This is a genomic window from Pseudomonas sp. SP16.1 (assembly GCF_052682975.1).
On sequence record NZ_JBQYFZ010000001.1, the window covers coordinates 402,484 to 425,325 of the forward strand.

General features: G+C 64.4%; 20 protein-coding genes and 1 tRNA gene. 18 read left to right on the forward strand and 3 right to left on the reverse strand.

The window, feature by feature from the left end:
* The first annotated feature begins 3 nt into the window (after positions 1-3).
* From ACUTAF_RS02160 to ACUTAF_RS02200, 9 genes are read left to right on the forward strand one after another with little or no spacing between them, the layout of a single operon-like run.
* A complete protein-coding gene (locus tag ACUTAF_RS02160) occupies positions 4-3,486 on the forward strand; it encodes a phage tail tape measure protein (RefSeq protein WP_445578427.1) in 3,483 nt (1,160 codons plus the stop codon).
* Complete coding sequence (locus tag ACUTAF_RS02165) at positions 3,486-4,346, forward strand: DUF2460 domain-containing protein (RefSeq protein WP_445578428.1); 861 nt, start codon at positions 3,486-3,488, stop codon at positions 4,344-4,346. The genes ACUTAF_RS02160 and ACUTAF_RS02165 overlap by 1 nt, the downstream gene beginning before the upstream one ends.
* A gap of 7 nt (positions 4,347-4,353) precedes the next feature.
* Positions 4,354-5,250 (forward strand): DUF2163 domain-containing protein, encoded by an 897-nt coding sequence (locus ACUTAF_RS02170; RefSeq protein ID WP_445578429.1) that lies wholly within the window; start codon positions 4,354-4,356, stop codon positions 5,248-5,250.
* A complete protein-coding gene (locus ACUTAF_RS02175) occupies positions 5,247-5,660 on the forward strand; it encodes an NlpC/P60 family protein (RefSeq protein ID WP_445578430.1) in 414 nt (137 codons plus the stop codon). The genes ACUTAF_RS02170 and ACUTAF_RS02175 overlap by 4 nt, the downstream gene beginning before the upstream one ends.
* Positions 5,657-8,851: a phage tail protein gene (locus ACUTAF_RS02180; RefSeq protein WP_445578431.1), complete on the forward strand. Its 3,195-nt coding sequence runs from the start codon at positions 5,657-5,659 to the stop codon at positions 8,849-8,851. Before ACUTAF_RS02175 ends, ACUTAF_RS02180 begins: the two co-directional genes overlap by 4 nt.
* Positions 8,848-10,707 (forward strand): DUF2793 domain-containing protein, encoded by a 1,860-nt coding sequence (locus tag ACUTAF_RS02185; protein ID WP_445578432.1) that lies wholly within the window; start codon positions 8,848-8,850, stop codon positions 10,705-10,707. Before ACUTAF_RS02180 ends, ACUTAF_RS02185 begins: the two co-directional genes overlap by 4 nt.
* Positions 10,708-10,767: 60 nt before the next feature.
* Positions 10,768-11,292: a hypothetical protein gene (locus tag ACUTAF_RS02190; RefSeq protein WP_445578433.1), complete on the forward strand. Its 525-nt coding sequence runs from the start codon at positions 10,768-10,770 to the stop codon at positions 11,290-11,292.
* Positions 11,289-11,678: a hypothetical protein gene (locus ACUTAF_RS02195; protein ID WP_445578434.1), complete on the forward strand. Its 390-nt coding sequence runs from the start codon at positions 11,289-11,291 to the stop codon at positions 11,676-11,678. The genes ACUTAF_RS02190 and ACUTAF_RS02195 overlap by 4 nt, the downstream gene beginning before the upstream one ends.
* Complete coding sequence (locus ACUTAF_RS02200; RefSeq protein ID WP_445578435.1) at positions 11,675-11,941, forward strand: hypothetical protein; 267 nt, start codon at positions 11,675-11,677, stop codon at positions 11,939-11,941. The genes ACUTAF_RS02195 and ACUTAF_RS02200 overlap by 4 nt, the downstream gene beginning before the upstream one ends.
* A 5-nt stretch (positions 11,942-11,946) precedes the next feature.
* Here ACUTAF_RS02200 and ACUTAF_RS02205 read toward each other — a convergent pair whose 3' ends face one another.
* A complete protein-coding gene (locus ACUTAF_RS02205) occupies positions 11,947-13,182 on the reverse strand; it encodes a tyrosine-type recombinase/integrase (protein ID WP_445582386.1) in 1,236 nt (411 codons plus the stop codon).
* 166 nt (positions 13,183-13,348) lie between these two features.
* Positions 13,349-13,433: transfer RNA gene (locus ACUTAF_RS02210), tRNA-Leu, on the reverse strand.
* 112 nt (positions 13,434-13,545) lie between these two features.
* Between ACUTAF_RS02210 and queA the strand changes: the two genes are divergently transcribed.
* From queA to ACUTAF_RS02240, 6 genes are all read left to right on the forward strand, one after another.
* The gene (gene queA / locus ACUTAF_RS02215; protein ID WP_445578436.1) at positions 13,546-14,589 is read left to right on the forward strand and encodes a tRNA preQ1(34) S-adenosylmethionine ribosyltransferase-isomerase QueA; all 1,044 of its coding nucleotides are present in this window, start codon (positions 13,546-13,548) and stop codon (positions 14,587-14,589) included.
* 20 nt (positions 14,590-14,609) lie between these two features.
* Positions 14,610-15,725, forward strand: coding sequence for a tRNA guanosine(34) transglycosylase Tgt (gene tgt / locus ACUTAF_RS02220; RefSeq protein ID WP_445582387.1), 1,116 nt, complete (start codon positions 14,610-14,612; stop codon positions 15,723-15,725).
* Between the two features lie 39 nt (positions 15,726-15,764).
* Complete coding sequence (gene yajC / locus ACUTAF_RS02225; protein ID WP_445578437.1) at positions 15,765-16,097, forward strand: preprotein translocase subunit YajC; 333 nt, start codon at positions 15,765-15,767, stop codon at positions 16,095-16,097.
* 69 nt (positions 16,098-16,166) lie between these two features.
* Complete coding sequence (gene secD / locus ACUTAF_RS02230) at positions 16,167-18,035, forward strand: protein translocase subunit SecD (RefSeq protein WP_445578438.1); 1,869 nt, start codon at positions 16,167-16,169, stop codon at positions 18,033-18,035.
* 11 nt (positions 18,036-18,046) lie between these two features.
* Positions 18,047-18,955 carry a protein translocase subunit SecF gene (secF, locus tag ACUTAF_RS02235; protein WP_445578439.1) on the forward strand — a complete coding sequence of 303 codons (909 nt, stop codon included), beginning with the start codon at positions 18,047-18,049 and terminating at the stop codon, positions 18,953-18,955.
* 113 nt (positions 18,956-19,068) lie between these two features.
* Entirely contained in the window at positions 19,069-19,611 is a 543-nt protein-coding gene (locus tag ACUTAF_RS02240; protein WP_445578440.1) for a glycine zipper 2TM domain-containing protein, read from the forward strand.
* Between the two features lie 57 nt (positions 19,612-19,668).
* On the opposite strand, the gene suhB is transcribed toward ACUTAF_RS02240, so the two are convergent.
* Positions 19,669-20,484, reverse strand: coding sequence for a type III secretion system regulator SuhB (suhB, locus tag ACUTAF_RS02245; protein ID WP_445578441.1), 816 nt, complete (start codon positions 20,482-20,484; stop codon positions 19,669-19,671).
* A 146-nt stretch (positions 20,485-20,630) separates the two neighbouring features.
* Between suhB and trmJ the strand changes: the two genes are divergently transcribed.
* The 3 genes from trmJ (at position 20,631) to iscR (ending at position 22,819) form a co-directional block, all read left to right on the forward strand.
* On the forward strand, positions 20,631-21,410 hold the full coding sequence (gene trmJ, locus ACUTAF_RS02250; protein WP_445578442.1) for a tRNA (cytosine(32)/uridine(32)-2'-O)-methyltransferase TrmJ: 780 nt from the start codon (positions 20,631-20,633) through the stop codon (positions 21,408-21,410).
* On the forward strand, positions 21,403-22,188 hold the full coding sequence (cysE, locus tag ACUTAF_RS02255; protein WP_445578443.1) for a serine O-acetyltransferase: 786 nt from the start codon (positions 21,403-21,405) through the stop codon (positions 22,186-22,188). Before trmJ ends, cysE begins: the two co-directional genes overlap by 8 nt.
* Positions 22,189-22,324: 136 nt before the next feature.
* Positions 22,325-22,819, forward strand: coding sequence for a Fe-S cluster assembly transcriptional regulator IscR (gene iscR, locus ACUTAF_RS02260; protein WP_445578444.1), 495 nt, complete (start codon positions 22,325-22,327; stop codon positions 22,817-22,819).
* Positions 22,820-22,842 lie beyond the last annotated feature (23 nt).

Sequence of the window (22,842 nt, forward strand, 5' to 3'; positions counted from 1 at the left end):
GCCGTGGACATTGCCAGCTTAGGCTTCAGCATCGATACCAGCGATGTCGCGAAGGCCGAGACAGCTTTAGACCGGCTGAACACGGCCGGGGCAAAGACCGAAGAGTCCGCGAGGGGCGTATCCAATGCCATGTCTGGCATTGCTGGCGAGGCATCGACACTTTCCTCTGCTGCCGACTCTTCCGCCCAGGCGCTTAATCGCTTTGTTTCCTCCGAGCAGTCAGCTGCAAAGGTTGGCGAGCAGTTCGTTTCGGCTTTGCGCGAGCAGGTAGACCTGTTCGGAAAGTCAGCAGATGACATTCTTCGCTACCAGGCCGCTCAGCTTGGAGTGCAGCAGCAGTCCGAAGGACTGATTGTCCAGCTTCGAGGGCTGAAGGACGCTCAGGAAGCGGCAAACCAGGCGTTCCTGCAAGAATCCATCGTCATGTCGGCTGCTGCGCAGTCGCGGGAGGCTGTTAGCGCTTCGCGGTATGCACTGATCGAGGGCTTGCGAGAGCAGGTTGCGCTGTTCGGCAAGAGCTCGTTGGAAATCGCCGAGTTCGAGGCCAGGATGCTCGGCGTTGCCGATTCAGCGGCTCCGCTGATCGCAAACCTGCGCGAGCTTCAGTCAGCCCAGCGTCAAGCGGAAGAGGCCGCTAAGGCCGAAGCGGATGCTCAGCGCGCCGCAGAGGCAGCCAGGCAGTCTGCCGCCTCCCAGCAAGAAGCTTTTCTAGGCGGGCTGCGGGAGCAGGTCGCACTGTTTGGCCGCAGCAGCGATGAGGTTGCACAGTACAGGGCGAACCTCCTCGGGGTGTCTGACTCTGCCGCCCCTCTTATTGCGCAGATCAAGCAACTGTCTGCGGCGCAGCGCGAGGCCGAGCGTACCGCAAGGGAAGAAGCAGAAGCCCAGCGCCAGGCCGCAATTGCCAAACAGCAGGCGACCGCGCAGCAGGATAGCTTCCTTGCAAGCCTTCGCGAGCAGGTGGCACTGCAGGGGAAAAGCCGAGACGAGGTGCTTGCATATAGGGCAGGCCAGCTCGGAGTTGGCAACGAGGCTGAACAGTACATCGCCCAAATCAGGGCATTTAATCTCGAGCAAGAGAAGACCGGGACAGTCTTCGATAAGAACGGACTCTCGGCCCGCCAATATCAAGCCTCCTTGCGGCAGCTTCCTGCGCAATTCACGGACATCGTCGTTTCTCTCCAGGCCGGCCAGAATCCCTTCACCGTATTTCTGCAGCAAGGCGCACAGATTAAGGATTCGTTCGGCGGAGCAGGCGCGGCTTTGGCTGAAGTTGCCCGCTACGCCCTTGGCTTGGTCAATCCATTCACCGTCGCTGCGGTCGCGGTGGGGGCCTTGGCGCTGGCCTACAAGCAGGGCAGCGACGAAGGGACAGCCTTCAACAATGCCCTGATCCTCTCCGGCAACATCGCCGGCACCAGCGCGGAGCGCCTGGCGAACGCTGCTGCAGCGATTGACCAGGTGACCGGCACCCAGCGGCAGGCCGCCCGCGCGCTCGCCGAGGTGGCCGGCACGGGCAAGTTCACCGCCGACCAGATCGAGACCATCGGCCTGGCCGCCGTGGCCATGGAAGAGGCGACCGGCCGCGCGATCTCCGAGACGGTCAACGAGTTCAAGCGCCTGGCCGACGAGCCGACCGCCGCCGCGGCGAAGCTGAACGAGCAGTACAACTTCCTCACCGCCGCGGTATACGACCAGATCTCTGCCCTGGAGCAGCAGGGTGACGCCGCCGGCGCCGCGCAACTGGCCATCGACACCTTCGCGCAGTCCATGAACGAGCGCGCGAACGAAATCGAGCAGGGCCTGGGCTTCATCGAGCGCGCCTGGAAGGGAATCAAGGACGGCGCCGCAGAGGCCTGGGACGAGATGCTCGGCGTGGGCCGCTCGCAGACGCCGGAAGAGCGCCTGGAGGAGCTCACCTCTGGCAGCCGGTTCAACTTCGGACGGATCGCGGCCAATGCTGCGGTGCTCGGCCCGATCGGCGGCGCTAAGGAGCTGTTCGACCAGTTCACGCGCACGGGCGCCGAGCAGAACGAGCAGATCGCCGAGATCTGGCAGGAGATCCAGGACCGCGACGAAAAGGCCTGGGTCGAGGGTATGCAGGCCCAGCAGGAGCAGTCGGCCATCGAAGCGCAGCAGCGCATCGACCAACTGCGCAAGTCGACCCTGACCAACGCCGAGAAGCGCGTTAAGGCGCTCAACGATCTGCGCGCCGACCTGGCCAAGATCGAACTAGTGAACCCGGACGATCCGCGCCTGGCCGCGGACAATGTGGCCCGGCTCGAGCGCAACATCGCCGAGCAGTTCAGGGATCGGCAGAGCACCACCAGGACGCCGGCCGTCCGCGACGATGCCGCCACCCGCATGCTGCTGACCCTGCGGCAGCAGAGCGCCGAACTCGAAACCCAGCTGCTCAGCGAAACCAAGCTCACCGCCGAGCAGAAGAAGCGCGCCGAGTTCGAATCGCTGATCGCCGACCTCAAGACCAAGGACATCCTCACCGCCGACCAGAAGTCGCTGCTGGCCAATCAGGACGCCATCAAGGCGCAGCTCGACAAGAACGTCGCCCTGGGCGAAGAAGTCCGCCTGCACAACGACAGCATCAAGCTGCAGGAGCGTTCGGCCCAGCTGCAGGAAACCATTCGCGCGTCGCTGGAAGGGCGCCAGGAACAGCAGCAGCGCCAGCTGGATGCCTTCGGCCTTGGCCGGCGCGAGCTGGAGCGCGTGCAAGCCGAGGCCTCGATCTTCCGCGAGTTCCGCCGCTACCAGGCGCAGCTGGACAAGGCCACGCCGGCCGACCTGCTGGGCAGTGCGCAGTACGAAACAGCGGTTCAGGAGATCAAGGGCGGCCTGAACGAGGCCCTTGCGGCCAACGAGGACTATTTCGAGAGGCTGGATGAGCTTCAAGCCGACTGGAAGAACGGAGCTAAGGGCGCCCTGGCCGACTATATCGCCGACGCCAAGGACATTGCCGGTCAGACCTACGACCTATTCAACAATGCTCTTGGGGGCCTCGAAGACGCCTTCGTAGAGTTCGCTCTGACCGGGAAGCTGTCGTTCAAGGATCTGGCGAACTCCATCATCGCCGATCTGGCGCGCATCGCGGCTCGGCAGCTGACGGCCAATCTCGCCGAGGGGCTACTTGGCTCGCTGGGCGGGGCATCTGGTGGGCTTTCCAGCCTGTTCGGTGCCTCTAGCGGAAGCTACACCGGCGCCTTCGGCTTCGACGGTGGCGGCTACACCGGCAACGCACCTCGCACTGGCGGCATCGACGGCAAAGGCGGCTTCTTGGCCATCATGCACCCGCAGGAGACCGTCATCGACCACACAAAACCATCGGCCAATGGCCGTATGGGTGGCGGCAACACCCAGAACAACTACTTCTCCTTCCCCAACATCACCGACGCGAAACAGGCCCGTGAGGCGACAGCTACTGCTGCTCGCCAGTTCAATGCCATCGCGCAGCAGTCTGCGAGGTTCGGATAATGGGCGAGTTCCTGGAAGAACGGTTCCCGCACGATATCAATTACGGCAGCGGCTTCCGCGACATCGGCGCCGCGCGCACGGTGAATACGTTCGGCGGCGACGAGTTCCGCAGCCTGGATCACCCATTCGTGCGCTGCGCGCTGGATGTCGAGTTCTCGCGCCAGAAAGAGGAGGTGATCGGCCGCATCATCGACCTCAACCGGCGCGCCAACGGCACCTTCCGCGGGTTCAGGGTCTACAACTACAACGATTTCTCGACCAACGCCTACACCAAGTCGCCGACCGCCTTCGACCAGCCGATGCAGCTGATCAGCACCGGCGTTTACCAGATGGTCCGGTGGTATGGGAATCCGGCCGACGCCAAGTGTGCGCGCCGGATCATCCGCAAACCGGCAGCCGGCACGACACTGGTCGGCGTGGGCGGGCAGGTACTGCCAGCCGCGCAGTGGAGCGTCGACACGACGACCGGCATCGTCACCCTCGCCGCCAACAAGTCGCGCTCGATCACCGGCATCACGAAGGCCAGCCAGGCCGTGCTGACGGTGGGCACGAACACGTTCCTTGTCGGCGAGTCGGTGGCTATCAGCGGCGTGGCCGGCATGGTCGAAATCAACGGCCTGCGCGCGCTCATCACTGCCAAGCCGACCAGCACGACTATCCAGGTGGCGATCAACTCCGCGCTGTTCAGCGACTACCTGAACAGCGGCACGGTGCAGACCCACCCCATCGCCGGCGAGGCCGAAACCTCAGGCTGCATCTTCGACATCCCGATGCGCTTCGACGCCGACCTGTCCGGAACCTTCATCGGCCCCGGCGTGCTCGGCACCTCGGTCGGCATCCGCGAAATTCTGAACCCCTGAGAATCCCATGAAGCCACACGTTGCCGACTACGCGACGCGGGTTTACTGCGTCCGCATCGAGCCCGCCAACGACTCGCCGATCGTGCGCCTGGCCGGCTACCCGGTCGACCTCAAGATGAGCAATGGCCAGGTATACCTGACCGAGAGCGGCTATGAGTTCTCGGGTCTGGACAACACCAGCACATTCGCCAGCGCCTCCATCGACCTCAACGGTATCCTGCAGCAGGGCGCGATCAGCCGCACGGATCTTGCCTCGGGCGTCTATGACAACGCCCGGGTCTACCTGTTCGCCACGTCCTGGGCCAACCCTATTGAGGATGAGGAGCCGCTCGGCCTGATGTTCTTCGGCGCCGCGCAGTTTGACGAACTGCGCGACTCCTACAGCGTGCAGCTGATGGGCGCCATCGACGTGCTGTCGCAGTCGGTAGGCCGCACCTACACCGCCTCATGCCAGTGGACGCTGTTCGACCAGCACCTCGGCGGCGACCTGCTGCCGGCGCACAAGAGCCGCTGCACCGGCCCGCGTTCGGCGCCGGACGGGCCAGCCATCGCCGACTACCTGGTGACCGGCACCATCACCAGCGTGACCGATCAGTACATGTTCGCCGATGCCGCGCGTGCGGAAGCGCCTGGCTGGTTCGACTTCGGCGAGATCCGCTTCACCAGCGGCAACAACGCTGGCCTGGCGCCGATCCGCGTCAAGGCCTTCACCGCCGGCGGGGTGATGTTGCTGCAGGACGCGATGTTCTACCTGCCCGAGATCGGCGACGCCTACGAAATGATCCCCGGCTGCAACAAGACCGGCGACCAGTGCGGTGACAAGTACGGCAACAAGATCAACAACGGCGGCTTCGAAGACGTTCCGTCGCCAACCCAGTACAGCCAGGTCGGGAGGGGCGCATGAAGGGTGCAGACGTAGTTGCCGCCACGCGCGCCTATCTCGGCGTGCCGTTCCGTCACCAGGGCCGCACGCCGCCCCTGGCGCTCGACTGCGCCGGCCTGTTCGTCATGGTCTGCCGCGACCTGGGGCTGCCCGTGATCGACGAGCAGGGCTATGGCCGCAACCCGTACAAGGGCCTGCTCGAGCAGTGCATCGAGCGCCAGCCGTTCCTGCAGCGGGTACCGCGCGAGGACATGCGCGAGGGGGATATCCTGCTGATGCGTTTTGACGGCGAACCCCAGCACATCGCCATCCACGCCGGCTACTCGATGATCCACGCCTACGAGCACGTCGGCAAGGTGGTCGAGCACCGCATGGCCGCTGTCTGGCGCGCGCGCGTTGTGAGCGTCTACCGATTCGAGGGGTGCCAATGAGCAGCGGAGGTCAGATTGCCGGTGCCGTTGTAGGCGGCATTGTTGGTTTCGTCGTCGCTGGGCCTGCCGGCGCCCTCCAGGGCGCTGCGCTCGGCTCTGGTATCGGCGCCGCCCTCGACCCACCCAAAGGCCCCACCGTCCACGGCCCGCGCCTCTCCGACCTCACCTTCCAGACCAGCACCTACGGCGCATTCCTGCCGCGTTTCTACGGTACTGCACCGGCGCACGGCAACGTGTTCTGGCTGGAAGGCGGCAAGCTCAAGGAGGTGGTGCGCAAGAAGAAATCGGGCGGGAAGGGGAGCGGCAGCAGCCAGACGACCAAGACATACACCTACTACGCCACCTTCGCCATCGGCCTGGGCGAAGGGTCCATTGCCGGCGTGCGCCGCATCTGGTGCCGCGACAAGCTGATCTACAACGCCGGCAGCGACGACCTCGAGACCATCATTGCGAGCAACAAGGCAGCGAAGGGCTGGCGGCTGTACCTGGGCACCGATGATCAACTGCCCGACCCGCGCATCGAGGCCGAGAAGGGCGTCGGCAACACGCCGGCCTACCGCGGCACCGCCTATATCGTGTTCGATGATTTCGAGTTGACGAAGTACAACAATTCGCTTGAGGGGGCTCAGTTTAAGTTTGAGGTCGTGTCTTCGGGGGCTCAGCCAAAGCGAAAACTTCTCGACCGCGCCGTAGCCGCCCCCGTGGGCGCCGGGTATCACGTCAGGCCGCTGCAGAGGCAGATGACGAGCGACGCTAGCCTTATGTCGTTCTACGCCTACGCCCCCTCTGACGGGATTACCGGTGACATACCCAACTCGGAGGCGGTGGCGCAGCTGAATAACCGCGGCGACTACATTCGGAATGCAACGTTTCCGGTCGACGTCGTAAGACCCCAGGTTGTTTCGTCTGGCGCGACCACTGTCTATGTGGGGGATCTAGGAGGCGAGAACCTGTGGGTACCGGAGTACGCGAGCGACTTCCCCATAGGCTCTACGCGGCAGATACTGCCGTTAGGGGTTATTACCGGGAAGGATACAATATCTGTGTCCGGTTCTCTCGGGGACGTTGCTGATGCATTGCCTGGGGAGTCTGGTAGGTACGTTAAGGGATGTGCTTTAAGCGAGGATGGCGACAGCATAATTATCCTAACCGACTCATCCCCTAAATCAATGTCCGCCACGGCGGACAGGTATTTCGTCGTTAACTCTGAATTGACCGTTGTTGACTCTGGCGCCATATCAGGCTCCGATAGGATATTTGCGTTATTTGACAACACTAATATTGTTACAGGAGCTACAGCATTTGATCGGCATGGCGCGTCTGTTTGGGTCGTGTATAACATAGGGTTTTCTATCAGGGTGGTTGGGTACTCATTGGCGGGCGGCGTTCTTTCGCAAGATTATTTTGAAGAGACAACGCCAATTAGCTCGCCAAAGTACCCGGCGATTGCGCTGATTGACGGGTTGCTCTATGTACTTCTCGATTATAGCGGCAACGTGAGGTGGCGCGTCTATCAGGGCCCGGAGATCGGCAACGACACGGCCGAACTTTCTGAAGTTGTTGGCAGCGAGGTCGGGATGTCCGCTCTGCTAGCCATGTCGGATATTGACGCAGCTGCATTAACTAACGCTGTTCGCGGTTACCGTGTACAGGGTGGCACAATACGCGCGTCTCTTGAAAACCTGCAGAGCGTTTTCCCGTTCGACGTGCGCCAGCACGGTTACCAACTGCAATGCGTACCGCGCGGCGGAGCCAGTGTTGCGACCATCCCGCATGAGCACCTGGGCGCAACGTCTGGTGAATCTGCTGCAGATATCCTGCGGCAATCGCGTGAAATGGACTCGCAGTTGCCGGCCTCGACGCACCTGAAGTTCTGGGACGCAGACCGCGAGTATGCGAATGGCGAGGAGTACGCCGATAGGCCAGGGACAGAGGCAATCAATCGGGTGGACCGCGAGGTGCCCATAGTCCTAACGGCTACGGAGGCTGCACGGGCGGTAGACGTGCTGCAGCAGCTACCGTGGCTGGAGCGAACTCAGCTAGACTTTGAGCTCCCCCCGATCTATGGCCATCTGGAGCCGGCCGACGTCGTGACGGTGACGACGCCCGGGGGCACCTACCTGCTGCGCCTGACCGAGATCAATGACAGCCCTGACATGGTGCGCAAGTGCAAGGCCAAGCCGGCCGGTGCTGCAATCTACAACAGCGAGGCGGTTGGCGGTGGTGGGAATACGCCACCGCAAACCATCGGGCTCGCCGGCCCGTCGCTGTTCCTGCCGCTCGATATCCCGCTGGTTGATGAGGTCAGCCAGTCGAGCCCGGGTTTTGTCGGCGTGATGACCGGCTACAACAACAGCTGGCCGGGCGCCATTGCTGTCCGCTCGGCGGATGGCGGGCAGACGTTCGAGGATATCCAGGCGTTCCCAGGTAAGGCGACTGTCGGTGTTTCCCAGAACGCGCTGGCTGACCATGCCGGCTACCTGATCAGCTCGGCCACGCTGACGCTGTCCGTCATCTCCGGCGAGCTCGAGTCGATCACCCAGGATCAGCTGCTGACCGGCTACAACTACGCGGCCTACGGGGTAGATGGCCGCTGGGAGATCGTTCGATTCCGCGACGCCACGCTGAACGCAGACGGCACCTATACCCTATCTGGCTTCGTGCGGGGCGACAAAGGCACGGAGTGGGCAACTGGCCTGCACCAGGTCGGCGACTACTTCGTGCTGCTGGATGACCCGGACAACGCATTCATCGGCATGTCGATTCAGTCCATCGGGCTTGATCGCATCTATCGCGGGGTGACGTCTGGCGCGAGCCTGGATGATGCCGATGACGTCACCTTCTCGTACGACGGGGTGAATCTCGAGCCGCTGAGTGCCGTCAACGTGACCGGCGCCCGGGACGGATCGCAGAACTTCACGGGTTCGTTCTACCGCCGCTCGCGCCTCTCCAGCACCTGGTGGACGAACGGCGTCCAGGCCCCCGTTGGCGAGACGACGGAGGCCTACGAAATCGACGTCATGAACGGCTCGAGTGTGGTGCGCACGATCTCGTCCAGCACCACCAGTTTCAGCTACACCGCCGCCCAGCAGACGACCGATTTCGGCTCTGCCCAGGCTTCCATCACGTTCCGAATCTACCAGCTTTCTGAGGTGGTAGGGCGCGGCTATGTCCGAGAGGTAACACTGTGACGACACCGAAACTGCAACTGCCTGAAACAGCGAATGGGCAGGCCAACTATCTGCTGGTCAACTCCGCGCTAGCAGCGCTTGATCAGCTGGTCATGCCGCGCGTAGTGGACAAGGATCTGTCTACACCGCCGGGCTCGCCGAGCAATGGCGCCATGTACATCGTTGGTGGAAGCCCGACTGGAGCTTGGGCTGGAAAGGCCGGAAATCTCGCATGGTGGCTGACTGCGGTGGGAGCATGGACATTTCTGGCGCCTGCCGCTGGCATGTCAGTTCGCGTGCTCGATGAATTGGATAGCAGCGGCCTTCCGGTTGTCTATTCCTATAACGGTAGCGCATGGGTGCAGCAGCCTGGGGGCGGCATGACGAATCCTATGACCACCGCCGGAGACATGATCATCGGCGGTGTCAGCGGGTCTCCAACTCGGCTCGCCGCTGGCACTGACGGCTATGTGATGACCATGGCGTCCGGGTTCCCGGTGTGGCAAGCGCCATCAGGTGGCGGATTTACTGGCGGCACTCTGACGTCCGCGCTAAATGAGGCCCCACTGACCACCTTGGCGTCTGCGTCGACTACCAATATCGGTGCCGAGGCTGCGAATACCATTAATATCAGCGGTACGACCACTATCACTTCGTTTGGCACCATTGCCTCGGGTGCGGTTCGTAGGCTGGTGTTCCAGGGCGCTCTGACTTTGACCCACAACGCAACGTCGCTGATCCTGCCGACTGGAGCAAACATAACGACGGCCGCAGGGGATAGCGCAGAGTTCGTTTCGCTTGGCTCTGGTAACTGGCGCTGCACGGACTACCTGCGTGCCAGCGGTGAGCCCCTGGCGGGGGGCGGTGGTGGTAGTGGGCTGACGCATTTGACCGAGGCGAAAAATACCTCGGCGCCCAACGCAACGGTGCCGGTGGTATCGCTGTCGGTGACGATCACTGAAACCAACGGTGACGTAGCCTTCGTGCCGAAAGGCACCGGGGCGCTGATGGCGGCCATGCCAACAGGTACGGCGTCCGGGGGGAATAAGCGCGGCACGCACGCTACCGACTGGCAAACTAATCGATCGAGCGCCACGCAGGTGGCTAGCGGCAACTACGCGTGCATAACTGGGGGGCAGCAATGCACCGCGAGCGGTTCACACGCCGTTGCCGGCGGCTATTTCGCTGAGGCATCCGGGGCGCAGAGCATTGCTATCGGCGGCCAGAGCGCCTCGGCGACCGCGCAATATGCGACCGCCATCGGGGGAAATGGGCCGTTAGCTAACCAGCAATATGCGACCGCCATCGGGGGTAACGGGGTCACGGTGACCGGCTCTAGTGCAACGGGTGTCGGCGGCGAGAGCAACATTATCGACGGCCCACTATCGTCAGTCTGCGGCGGTGCGCGGGCCACCACCCGAGGCGTTTACGGCGTGGAAGCCCGGGCCGCTGGACGATTCAGCGCGAACGGCGACGCGCAGCGCGAACGTTTTGTGCTTCGGCGCGCCACAACCGACGCCACTCCAGCCGTGCTATCTGCGGACGGGGGTTCCCCAGCAGCGGCTACCCAGGTCACGTTGCCCAACAACGCAGCGTACGGGTTCACGGGTCGATTGGTCGCGCGCGCTTCAGCGTCCGGAGACTGTGCGTCGTGGGAGTTCAAGGGGACTATCCGGCGCGGCGCTAACGCCGCGGCTACGGCGCTGGTTTCCGCCGTTTCGCCGACCCTGGTGGCTGGCGATGCTGGCGCTGCCGGCTGGACAGTCAGCGTGACAGCAGACACCGCGCTAGGCTGCTTGAGCATTACCGCCACAGGTGCGGCGGCGACCAACATAAAGTGGGTGGCGGACGTCGAGACGGTGGAAGTCGTCGGCTAATCACGCGTCAGCCTATGCCATGCCCGCCACTGAGCGGGCTTTTTCGTTTCTGGAGACCCTATGACCCTCTCTGAAATCCGGGAGCAGGCCATCGCGCCTGCGCTCGCGCTGTTGCCGCCGAAAATGTCCAGCGCCGCCGCAGAGGTGATGCTGCTGGCGATCACCCAGCAGGAAGACGCCGCCCAGCGTCGCCGGCAGTGGCCGACCGGCCCGGCCCGTGGCCTGTGGCAGTTCGAGCCCGGCACCCTGGCCAGCCGCGGCGGGGTGTGGGGCGTGTTCCTGCACCGCGCCAGCGCCGGTCACCTGCGCACCCTGGCCAGCGCCCGCGGCGTATCGCCTGAGCCTGCCGCAATCTGGGCCGCGCTGCAGGGTGACGACACCCTCGCCGCCGGCGTGGCCCGCCTGCTGCTGTGGACGGACGCGCTACCACTGCCCGAGGTCGGCGCCGTCGAGGCCGCCTGGCAGTGCTACCTGCGCACCTGGCGCCCCGGCGCCTACACCAACGGCACCCCGGCCGCCCGTGCCGAGTTGCGCCGCAAATGGGGGCAGTACTACGCCAGGGCGATGGATGAGGTGCTGTCGTGAGCGCCTGGCTGAAGCTGGTACCGGCCTGGGGTTGGTGGTTGCTGGCGCTGCTGGCGGTCGGCGGTGGCCAGCAGCTACGGGTCTTGAGCCTACAGGCTGAGTTGCACACCGAGCGCCGGGCCGTGGCCGGCCGAACCGGCGAGCGTGATGCCTGCCGGGCAACCCGGGCCAGCCTCGAGGCCGGCGTCGAGGAGCAGAACCGGGAGTTGGCCGCCCTTCGCCGCGCCGCCGAACAGCGGCAGGAGAGGGCGCGCCAGGTGCAGGCGGCGGGGCGGCAGCAGGCCCATGCCGACTACCAGGCCGCGAACCGCCTGCAGCAGGAGCGCACCGGCGGCGACGCCTGCGCGGCGGCAGAGGCCATCATCGATCAGGAGTTGGGCCTATGACCCGGGGAATGCTGGTGGGGATGCTGTTCGCGCTGGCGGGGTGCGCCGGCCAGGCCGTCGAGCCCGAGCCGCGGGTGGTGCGCGTAGAGGTGCCAGTGCAGGTGCCCTGCCGGACGGATGAGGTTGCCGTACCGCCCTGGGCGGCGGCCGGCCTGCGCCAGGACGACAGCCTGGAACTGAAGGTGCGCGCCCTGCTGGCCGAGCGCCGACAGCGGATCGGGTACGAGCGCGAGCTGCTGGCGGCGAATGAGGCCTGCCGGTAATCCGGTCAGGGCCTGCGGCTGAGCGACTTGGCTTCCCCGGCGGACAGGGCATCCAGATAGTCGGCGTACCACTGCATCATCACCCTGCGCTGTTCGAGGTACTGGGCCTTGTTATAGACCCCGGCGACGCCCTCGACCTTGTGCGCCAGCTGGGCGTCGATGTGCTTCTTCGGCCAGTCGTGCTCGTTGAGCAGGGTGCTGGCGGTGTGGCGCGTGCCGTGGCCAACCAGGCGGCCCTTGTAGCCTACCTTGGCATACACCAGGCAGATGGTGTTTTCGCTGATGGTCGGGTTTTTCGGCCCTACGCCGGGGAACAGCCAGCGGCTGCGGCCTGTGATCCGGCGCAGTTCACGCAGCGCTTCGATGGCCTGGGAGGGGAGCGGGGTCATGTAGTCCCTGTCCATCTTCATCTTGTCGGCCGACACTGACCATGTGCCGGCTTTCAGGTCGAACTCGGCCCACTCAGCGAAACGCAGCATGCCGGGCCGGACGGCCAGCCACAGGCAGAGCCATGCGGCGGTGCGCGCCGGCAATCTACTGGTGCTGGCCTGCAGAGCGCGCAGGAAGTCTGGCAGTTCATGCTCGAGCAGGTGCGGCTGCTGCCGAGTGGCTGGCGCCGGCGCTGCGATCGCGTGCAGTCGGCTGGCCGGGTCGTTCTCGGTCAGGCCCTTGGCGATCGCCCGGCCGAAGATCTGATTGATCCAGCCGCGCGCCTTCTTGGCCACGTTGTGGGCGCCGCGGGCTTCCAGTGAGGCCTGCAGGTCGGCGCAGTGGTTTCGCGTGATCTCGTCGAGCTGCTTGTCGCCCAGCGCCGGCAGGATGTCCTTATCCAGGTAGGTGCGCGCCTTGTCCAGCGTGCTCTGCTCCAGCCCTTTGGCCTGCATGTGCAGGTACCAGTCCTCTGCCGCCACCCTGAACGTGCGCGCAGCCGCCGCATCCAAGCGAGCCTTCTCGGCGCGCTTATGCTCCAGTGGGTCGATGCCGTTGCTGATCTTCGCCTGGTGCTCGGATGCCTTCTTGCGCGCCAGCGCGCCACCGACCTCAGGGTATGCGCCCAGGCCCAGCCATGACCATTTGCCGGCCGAGTTCTTGTAGCGCAGCTGCCAGGACTTGCCGCCGTCGGGCTTCACGCGGAAGTACAGGCCGGCGCCGTCGAGCTCACGATATTCCTTTGCTTCCGGCTCCAGGGTGGCCAGGACGGTATCGGCCAGCGGCCGGCGCTTGATGGCGGTTCGCTTCACCTGCGGTGTATCCCAAAGTTCGCGGGAAAGCGAGGATACATAGGGGGATACAGGGATACAAGAATTTCCCTGAACCTTGGGCGATCTCCAGAAACAAAAAAGCCGGCTCAACTGGCCGGCTTTCCTGTGGTTCTGGCGCTCTGCGAATATCGCAGAACCTTACATGTGGTGCCCCGGGGGAGACTCGAACTCCCACTCCTTTCGAAAACGGATTTTGAATCCGCCGCGTCTACCGATTCCGCCACCGGGGCACGATGGCGGCGCAGTATAGGGATGCCTCTGGCCTCGGTCAATTGGCGCGCGTGGCCAGTGCGGGGGATTTCCGGTAAGCTTTGCCGCCCTGCAGAATTGCCCCTTCCGATCATGCGTGTTGCCGATTTCCACTTCGATCTTCCCGAGTCGTTGATCGCTCGTCATCCCCTGGCCGAGCGCCGTGCCAGCCGCCTGCTGCAGCTGGACGGGTCCAGCGGTGAGCTACGTCATGGCCAGTTCACCGACCTGCTCGGTCACCTGCGCGCCGGCGACCTGATGGTATTCAACAATACCCGGGTGATTCCCGCGCGCCTGTTCGGCCAGAAGGCTTCCGGCGGCAGGATCGAGGTGCTGGTGGAGCGGGTGCTGGATCAGTACCGCGTGCTGGCGCACGTGCGTGCCAGCAAGTCGCCCAAGCCCGGCTCGAGCATCCTGATCGACGGTGGCGGCGAGGCCGAGATGGTCGTGCGTCACGACGCCTTGTTCGAACTGCGTTTCGCCGAGCCGGTGCTGCCCTTGCTCGAGCGGGTCGGCCATATGCCGTTGCCTCCTTATATAGATAGGCCGGATGACGCCGCCGATCGCGAGCGTTATCAGACCGTCTATGCCGAGAAGGCCGGTGCGGTGGCGGCGCCCACCGCCGGCCTGCATTTCGACGATGAGCTGCTGGCGGCGATCCGCGCCAAGGGCGTGGAAACCGCCTTCGTCACCCTGCACGTCGGCGCCGGTACCTTCCAGCCGGTGCGGGTCGAGCGTATCGAAGATCACCATATGCACAGCGAGTGGCTGGAGGTCGGTCAGGACGTGGTCGACGCCGTGGCCGCGTGCCGGGCGCGCGGCGGCCGGGTGGTCGCGGTGGGCACTACCAGCGTGCGTTCGCTGGAGACGGCGGCGCGTGATGGCAAGCTGAAGGCCTTCAGCGGCGATACCGATATCTTCATCTACCCGGGGCGGCCGTTTCATGTGGTCGATGCCCTGGTGACCAATTTCCACCTGCCCGAATCGACCCTGCTGATGCTGGTGTCGGCCTTCGCCGGTTATCGCGAGACCATGGCCGCCTACCGCGCGGCGGTGGAGCAGGGCTATCGCTTCTTCAGCTACGGTGATGCCATGTTCATCACCCGCAACCCCGCCGCGCGCGGGCCCGAGGTTTGAGTATGTCGCGCACCTGTCGCATGTCCTTCGAGTTATTGGCTACCGACGGCAAGGCCCGTCGCGGTCGGCTGACCTTCCCGCGTGGCGTGGTCGAGACCCCGGCCTTCATGCCGGTGGGCACCTACGGCACGGTCAAGGGCATGCTGCCGCGCGATGTCGAGGGCATCGGCGCGCAGATCATCCTTGGCAACACCTTCCACCTGTGGCTGCGCCCGGGCATGGAGGTGATCAAGCGCCACGGCGACCTGCACGACTTCATGCAGTGGCAGGGGCCGATCCTCACCGACTCCGGTGGCTTCCAGGTGTTCAGCCTCGGTGCCATGCGCAAGATCAAGGAGGAGGGCGTCTACTTCGCCTCGCCGGTCGACGGCGCCAAGGTGTTCATGGGCCCGGAGGAATCGATGCAGGTGCAGCGCGACCTGGGCTCGGACATCGTGATGATCTTCGATGAGTGCACGCCGTACCCGGCCGAGTTCGACGTGGCCAAGCGCTCCATGGAGCTGTCGCTGCGCTGGGCGGCGCGCTCCAAGGCGGCCCATGGCGAGAGCACGGCGGCGCTGTTCGGCATCGTCCAGGGCGGCATGCACGAGGAGCTGCGCATGCGCTCGCTCGACGGGCTGTGCGAGATCGGCTTCGACGGCCTGGCCATCGGCGGCCTGTCGGTGGGCGAGCCGAAGGAGGAGATGATCCGCGTGCTGGACTTCCTGCCGCCGCGGATGCCGGCCGACAAGCCGCGCTACCTGATGGGCGTCGGCAAGCCGGAAGACCTGGTCGAGGGCGTGCGCCGCGGGGTGGACATGTTCGACTGCGTGATGCCGACCCGCAATGCACGCAACGGCCACCTGTTCGTCGATACCGGCGTGGTGAAGATTCGCAACGCCGTGCACAAGCACGACGACTCGCCGCTGGATCCCTCCTGCGACTGTTACACCTGCAAACACTTCTCCCGCGCCTATCTGCACCACCTGGACAAATGCGGCGAAATGCTCGGCAGCATGCTCAATACCATCCATAACTTGCGGCATTATCAGCGGGTTATGGCTGGTTTGCGCGAGGCTATCGGACAGGGTACATTGGCCGCCTTTGTCGAAAGCTTCTATGCCAAGCGCGGCCTGCCCGTGCCGCCGCTGGACTGATTTCCGAACGATTCAAGACCTTTTGATTAGGAGTGTTACATGAGCTTTTTCATTCCCGCCGCCTACGCCGAAACCGCCCCGGTCGCCGGTCCCGCCGGTAGCGGCTTCGAGTGGGTGTTCCTGATCGGCTTTCTGGTCATCTTTTACCTGATGATCTGGCGCCCGCAGGCCAAGCGTGCCAAGGAGCACAAGAACCTGCTCGGCAGCCTGCAGAAGGGCGACGAGGTGGTGACCAGCGGCGGCATCGCCGGCAAGGTGACCAAGGTGGCCGACGACTTCGTGGTGATCGAGGTGTCCGACAGCGTCGAGCTGAAATTCCAGAAGCAGGCCATCGCCGCCACCCTGCCGAAGGGCACGCTGAAAGCCATCTGATCCGGTTCCTGATTTTCCATCCGACGGGGCGCTGATTGCGCCCCGCTTCATAAGCGGGCGGCTCGATTCATGCTCAACAAATATCCTCTGTGGAAGTACCTGCTGATCCTGGCCGTGCTGGCGATCGGCCTGATCTATTCCGCACCCAACCTCTACCCGGACGATCCGGCCGTGCAGATCAGTGGCGCCAGTTCGGCGCTGAGCATCGAGCAGGCGGATCTCGACCGTGTCAGCCAGGCGTTGCAGGCGGCGGGGATCGACGTCAAGGCCGCGAGCCTGGGCGAGCAGGGCCGCGGTGGCCTGATCCGCCTGCACAAACAGGACGACCAGTTGCCGGCCAAGGACGTGGCGCGCCGCGTGCTGGGTGACGACTACGTGGTGGCGCTGAACCTGGCGCAGACCACGCCCGACTGGCTGCGCGAGCTGGGCGCCAGCCCGATGAAGCTGGGTCTGGATCTCTCCGGCGGCGTGCACTTCCTGCTGGAAGTCGATATGGACAAGGCGCTGGACGTGCGGCGCAAGGTCTACGAGGGCGAGATCAAGAGCCTGCTGCGCAAGGAGCGCGTTCGCTACCGCAGCATGCCGGAGCAGAACGGTCGCATTCAGCTGGGCTTCGCCGACAACGCGACCCTGGAGCAGGCGCAGCGCCTGATCCGCAAGGATTTCGCAGATTTCGAGATGACCGCCGTCGAGCGTGCCGACCAACAGGTGCTGCAGCTGGCGCTGACCCAGGCGAAGATCACCGAGATCCGCGAGTATTCGATCAAGCAGAACCTCACCACCGTGCGCAACCGGGTCAACGAACTCGGCGTGGCCGAGCCGCTGGTGCAGCGCCAGGGGGCCAACCGCATCGTGGTCGAGTTGCCGGGGGTGCAGGACACCGCCGAAGCCAAGCGCATCCTGGGCAAGACCGCCAACCTCGAGTTCCGCCTGCAGGCCGAACTCGATGCGCCGCGCGCCGCCACCGAGAGCTTCGAGTTCCGTGAGGAGGGCCGCCCGCCGGTGCAACTGGAGCGCGAGCTGATCATCACCGGTGACCAGGTCACCGATGCCCAGGCCAGTTTCGACGAGAATGGCAGCCCGCAGGTCAACATCCGTCTCGATGGCCATGGCGGCGAGCTGATGAACCGCGCCACGCGCAACAACGTCGGGCGCAGCATGGCGGTGATCTTCATCGAGCAGAAGCCGGTGACCCGCTATGTGCGTCAGGTGGTTGACGGCGTGGAGAAGGAAGTGGCGGTCGCCTCCTTCGTCGAAGAGAAGAAGATCATCAGCCTGGCGACCATTCAGTCGGCGCTGGGCAGCCAGTTCCGCATCACCGGCCTGAACGGCCAGGGCGAATCTTCTGAGCTGGCCCTGTTGCTGCGTGCCGGTGGCCTGGCCGCGCCGATGTACTTCGCCGAGGAGCGCACCATCGGCCCGAGCCTGGGCGCCGAGAACATCCAGTTGGGTGCCGAGGCGGCGCTCTGGGGCCTGCTCTTCGTCGCGCTGTTCATCCTGCTGATCTACAAGTACTTCGGCCTGCTCGCCACCATCGCGCTGGCGTTCAACATGACCATGCTGCTGGCGCTGATGTCGATCCTCGGCGCCACCCTGACGCTGCCGGGTATCGCCGGTATCGTGCTGACCATGGGTATGGCGGTGGATGCCAACGTGCTGATCTTCTCGCGCATCCGTGAGGAAATGGGCAACGGCATGTCGGTGCAGCGCGCCATTCACGAGGGCTTCGATCGGGCCTTCTCGGCGATCGTTGACGGCAACCTGACCACCCTGTTGGTCGGCGGCATTCTTTTCGCCATGGGCACCGGGCCGATCAAGGGCTTCGCCGTGACCCTGTCGCTGGGCATCATCACCTCGATGTTCACCGCCATCATCGTGACCCGCGCCATGGTCAATCTGACCTGCGGCGGTCGCGACTTCAAGAAGCTGTGGATCTGAGGGCTGGCACGATGAAACGCGTTATCAACTTCATGGGCATTCGCCACGTCGTGTTCGCCGCTACCGTGCTGCTGACCCTGGTGGCGCTGGGCAGCCTGGTGACCAAGGGGCTGAATTTCGGCCTGGATTTCACCGGCGGTACCCTGGTCGAGCTGGGCTACGAACAGCCTGCCAATCTCGAGCAGGTGCGCAGTCAGTTGCGCAGCGCCGGTTACGCCGATGCCGTGGTGCAAAGCTTCGGCGCCACCACCGACGTGCTGGTGCGCATGCAGGGCGACGACCCGCAGCTGGGCAATCAGTTGGCCGAGGCATTGCTCAAGGTCGGCGGCGACAATGCCTTCGCCGTCAAGCGGGTCGAGTTCGTCGGCCCGGCGGTAGGCGAGGAGCTGCGTGACCAGGGCGGCCTGGGCATGCTTCTGGCGCTGTTCGGCATCCTGATCTACGTCGCCTTCCGCTTCCAGTGGAAGTTCGGCATGGGCGCGATCCTCTCGCTGATCCACGACGTGATCGTCACCCTCGGCGTGTTCGCCTTCTTCCAGATCCCCTTCGACCTCACGGTGCTGGCGGCGGTGCTGGCGGTGATCGGTTACTCGCTGAACGACACCATCGTGGTGTTCGACCGTATCCGCGAGAACTTCCGCGTGCTGCGCAAGGCGGATCTGATCGAGAACATCAACATCTCCACCACTCAGACGCTGCTGCGCACCATGGCGACCTCGATCTCCACGCTGCTCGCGGTCGGGGCGCTGATGCTGTTCGCCGGCGAGAACCTGTGGGGCTTTTCCCTCGCGCTGTTCGTTGGCGTGACGGCGGGTACCTATTCGTCGGTGTATATCGCCAGCATCCTGCTGATCTGGCTCAAGCTGACCCGCGAGGACCTGATTCCGCCGGTGAGCGAAGAGGTGGACGAGCGCCCCTGATGGCGTGATGGGCGTCACGCCGGTCGACAAGGGCCGCGACGAGTGTGAACTCGCCGCGGCTTTTTATTGTCCCAGGCAAGGCAATAGGCGTTTTCGCCGGACAGGAGAAGAACATGAACAAGTCGATGTTGGTAGGTGCGGTGCTGGGTGCCGTTGGAGTCACCGCCGGCGGTGCAGTGGCCACTTATAGCCTGGTCGATCGTGGCCCCGAATACGCAGAGGTGCTGGCGGTGACCCCGGTCAATGAAACCATCAAGACTCCGCGCGAGGTGTGCAAGGACGTCACCGTGACCCGTCAGCGTCCGGTGCAGGACCAGCATCAGATCGCCGGTACCGCCATCGGTGCGATCGCCGGCGGCCTGCTGGGCAATCAGGTCGGCGGCGGCACCGGCAAGAAGATCGCCACCGTGGCTGGCGCTGTCGGCGGCGGCTATGCCGGTAACAAGATCCAGGAGGGCATGCAGCAGCGTGACACCTATACCACCACGGAAACCCGCTGCGATACGGTGACCGACACCAGTGAGAAGCTGGTGGGCTATGACGTCAAATACCAGGTGGGCGAGAAGATCGGCACGGTGCGCATGGATCGTGACCCGGGCAGCCAGATTCCGCTGAACGAGCAGGGCGAGCTGGTGTTGGTGCAGCAGGCCCAGTAAGAAGAATTTCGAGCAATAAAAAACGCCCCGAGGGGCGTTTTTTATTGCTCGGTAGAACTAGCGCTTCATCGAGGGCGCCAGGTGCGGCTGGATGGCGGTCAATACCGCCTTGAAGCACTTGGTGTTGCCGGCGACGATCTGGCCCTTTTCCAGGAACTCGTGGCTGCCGCTGAAGTCGCTGACCAGGCCGCCCGCTTCCTGGATCAGCAGTGCGCCGGCGGCCATGTCCCACTCGGACAGGCCGAACTCCCAGAACGCATCGAAGCGGCCGGCAGCGACATAGGCCAGGTCCAGGCTGGCGGCGCCGGCACGGCGAATGCCGGCGGTCTGGCCGGTCAGGCTGCGGAACATGTTCAGGTAGTTGTCCAGGTGGTCGAGCTGACCGTCGCGGAATGGGAAGCCGGTGCCGAGCAGGGCGCCATCCAGGCTCTTGCGGTTGCTCACGCGCAGGCGGCGGCCGTTGAGGGCGGCGCCGCGGCCGCGGCTGGCGGTGAATTCTTCCTGGCGCACCGGGTCGAGCACGATGGCATGCTCCAGGCGGCCGCGGTACTTGCAGGCGATGCTGATGGCGAAGTGCGGCACGCCGTGAATGAAGTTGGTGGTGCCGTCCAGCGGGTCGATGATCCACTGGTAATCCGCACCTTCGCCGCTGCCCTCCAGCACGCCGCCTTCCTCGCCGAGGAAGCCGTGGCTCGGGTAGGCCTTGCGAATGGCCTGGACGATCATCAGTTCGGCGGCCTTGTCGACCTCGGTGACGTAATCCTTGGCATCCTTCTCGTCGACCGAGATGACGTCCAGGCGCTCGATGGAGCGAAAGATCATTTCACCGGCGCTGCGAGCGGCGCGCAGGGCGATATTCAGCATGGGCTGCATGGAAGGTTCACCTGGGGCGTTAAAGAAAGCCGGCCATGTTAGCAGAAAAGTCCGGCGGATGCAGTGCCGTCCGTAGGGCGCATGGCATTAATCCAAGGGCTTGGGTAAGATCGTTGGCCCCCTTGTCGACTCCGAGAGAGCCTGTGTTGTTGGACAATATTCGCGTGGTTTTGGTGGGTACCAGTCATCCGGGCAATATCGGAGGCGCGGCGCGGGCGATGAAGAACATGGGCCTGTCGTGTCTGGTGTTGGTCGCTCCCGAGGATTTCCCCAGTGGCGAGGCGGTGGCGCGGGCCTCTGGCGCCACCGATATCCTCGACGCTGCGCAGGTGGTCGGTGCGCTGGAGGAGGCGCTGGTCGGCTGCACGCTGGTGATCGGCACCAGTGCGCGCGATAGGCGCATTCCCTGGCCGCTGCTCGATCCGCGCGAATGCGGCGTGACCAGCTGCGAGCAGGCCGCCGCCGGCGGCGAAGTGGCCCTGGTATTCGGCCGCGAGTACGCGGGCCTGACCAACGAGGAATTGCAGCGCTGTCAGTACCATGTACATATCCCGTCCAATCCCGAGTTCAGTTCGCTGAACCTGGCGGCAGCGGTGCAGGTGCTGGCCTATGAGGTGCGCATGGCCTGGCTGGCGGCGCAGGGTTTGCCGAGCAAGGTGGAGAAGCTGGAAACCACGGCCATGCTCAATTCCCAGGCGGCCACGGCGGATGAGCTCGAGTCGTTCTACGGGCACCTGCAGCGGGTGCTGGTGATGATCGGCTTCCTCGATCCGCAGAAGCCGCGACACCTGATGGCCCGCCTGCGTCGCCTGTATGGGCGTAGTGCGGTGAGCAAGTTGGAAATGAATATCCTGCGCGGCATTCTCACCGAGACCGAGAAAGCCGTGCGCGGTGAGCCTCACAAGCAGGGGAAGTCCGATGTTTGAGCGCATGCGAGAAGATATCCAAAGCGTCTTTCACCGCGATCCGGCGGCGCGCAATGCCTTCGAGGTGGTGACCTGCTACCCGGGGCTGCATGCGGTCTGGCTGCATCGCGTCGCCCACGCCCTGTGGCGTTCGGGCTGGAAATGGCCGGCGCGGGTGGTGTCCAACTTCGGTCGCTGGCTGACCGGTATCGAGATCCATCCGGGGGCGAAGATCGGTCGACGCTTCTTCATCGATCACGGCATGGGCATCGTCATCGGCGAGACCGCCGAGATCGGCAACGACGTCACGCTGTATCAGGGTGTGACCCTGGGTGGCACCAGCTGGAACAAGGGCAAGCGCCATCCCACGCTGGAAGACGGCGTGGTGGTCGGTGCCGGGGCCAAGGTGCTCGGTCCGTTCACCGTCGGCGCCGGCGCCAAGATCGGCTCCAATGCCGTGGTGACCAAGGCGGTGCCGGCCGGCGCTACCGCAGTCGGCATCCCCGGCAAGATCATCGTCAAGTCCGACGACGAGCAGGAGGCCAAGCGCCAGGCCATGGCCGAGAAGATCGGCTTCGATGCCTACGGCGTCGGCCAGGACATGCCGGACCCGGTGGCGCGCGCCATCGGTCAGTTGCTCGACCATCTGCATGCGGTCGACGGTCGCCTGGAAGGCATGTGCAAGGCGCTCACCGCTTTGGGCAGCGATTACTGCGCCAAGGACCTGCCGGTGCTGCGCGACGAGGACTTCGCCGGCGTCTGCAAGGACCAGCAGCCGGGCGACAAGCCCGCGGCCTGATGCATGCCGGGGCGGCCTTTGCTATGATGCCGCCTCCTTCTGCGGCCAATCCCGAGTAAATCAATAGGTCTTATAGTTGACTTAAATACTCGGGAATCGCATACTTCGCCGCAATTCAGTGATTCGTGGTAGAGCCATGCGACTGACCACCAAAGGCCGTTACGCCGTTACCGCCATGCTCGATCTGGCGTTGCACGCGCAGCACGGTCCCGTATCCCTGGCCGATATTTCCGAGCGGCAAGGCATTTCCCTGTCCTACCTGGAGCAGCTGTTCGCCAAGTTGCGCCGTGGCAACCTGGTTTCCAGCGTGCGCGGCCCGGGTGGCGGCTATCAGCTGTCGCGCGACATGCGCGGTATCCAGGTGGCGCAGGTGATCGATGCGGTCAACGAATCGGTGGATGCCACCCGTTGCCAGGGGCAGGGCGATTGCCATGCGGGCGACACCTGTCTGACCCACCACCTGTGGTGCGACCTCAGTCAGCAGATTCACGAGTTCCTCAGCGGCATCAGCCTGGCCGATCTGGTCGGGCGTCGCGAGGTGCAGGAAGTCGCGCTGCGCCAGGATCAGCTTCGCTGCACCGGTAAGACAGCGCCGCGCCTGGACAAGATTGAAGCGTCCGCCATCGAATGAGCAGGGCGTTTGCCTGATAGGAG

What these genes read in the sequence shown, in the direction of transcription:
- ACUTAF_RS02165 (WP_445578428.1), top strand. Translation starts at nt 3,486, where the DNA reads ATGGGCGAGTTCCTGGAAGAACGGTTCCCGCACGATATCAATTACGGC.
- ACUTAF_RS02170 (WP_445578429.1), top strand. Translation starts at nt 4,354, where the DNA reads ATGAAGCCACACGTTGCCGACTACGCGACGCGGGTTTACTGCGTCCGC.
- ACUTAF_RS02175 (WP_445578430.1), top strand. Translation starts at nt 5,247, where the DNA reads ATGAAGGGTGCAGACGTAGTTGCCGCCACGCGCGCCTATCTCGGCGTG.
- ACUTAF_RS02180 (WP_445578431.1), top strand. Translation starts at nt 5,657, where the DNA reads ATGAGCAGCGGAGGTCAGATTGCCGGTGCCGTTGTAGGCGGCATTGTT.
- ACUTAF_RS02190 (WP_445578433.1), top strand. Translation starts at nt 10,768, where the DNA reads ATGACCCTCTCTGAAATCCGGGAGCAGGCCATCGCGCCTGCGCTCGCG.
- ACUTAF_RS02200 (WP_445578435.1), top strand. Translation starts at nt 11,675, where the DNA reads ATGACCCGGGGAATGCTGGTGGGGATGCTGTTCGCGCTGGCGGGGTGC.
- queA (WP_445578436.1), top strand. Translation starts at nt 13,546, where the DNA reads ATGCGTGTTGCCGATTTCCACTTCGATCTTCCCGAGTCGTTGATCGCT.
- tgt (WP_445582387.1), top strand. Translation starts at nt 14,610, where the DNA reads ATGTCCTTCGAGTTATTGGCTACCGACGGCAAGGCCCGTCGCGGTCGG.
- yajC (WP_445578437.1), top strand. Translation starts at nt 15,765, where the DNA reads ATGAGCTTTTTCATTCCCGCCGCCTACGCCGAAACCGCCCCGGTCGCC.
- secD (WP_445578438.1), top strand. Translation starts at nt 16,167, where the DNA reads ATGCTCAACAAATATCCTCTGTGGAAGTACCTGCTGATCCTGGCCGTG.
- secF (WP_445578439.1), top strand. Translation starts at nt 18,047, where the DNA reads ATGAAACGCGTTATCAACTTCATGGGCATTCGCCACGTCGTGTTCGCC.
- ACUTAF_RS02240 (WP_445578440.1), top strand. Translation starts at nt 19,069, where the DNA reads ATGAACAAGTCGATGTTGGTAGGTGCGGTGCTGGGTGCCGTTGGAGTC.
- suhB (WP_445578441.1), bottom strand. Translation starts at nt 20,484, where the DNA reads ATGCAGCCCATGCTGAATATCGCCCTGCGCGCCGCTCGCAGCGCCGGT.
- cysE (WP_445578443.1), top strand. Translation starts at nt 21,403, where the DNA reads ATGTTTGAGCGCATGCGAGAAGATATCCAAAGCGTCTTTCACCGCGAT.
- iscR (WP_445578444.1), top strand. Translation starts at nt 22,325, where the DNA reads ATGCGACTGACCACCAAAGGCCGTTACGCCGTTACCGCCATGCTCGAT.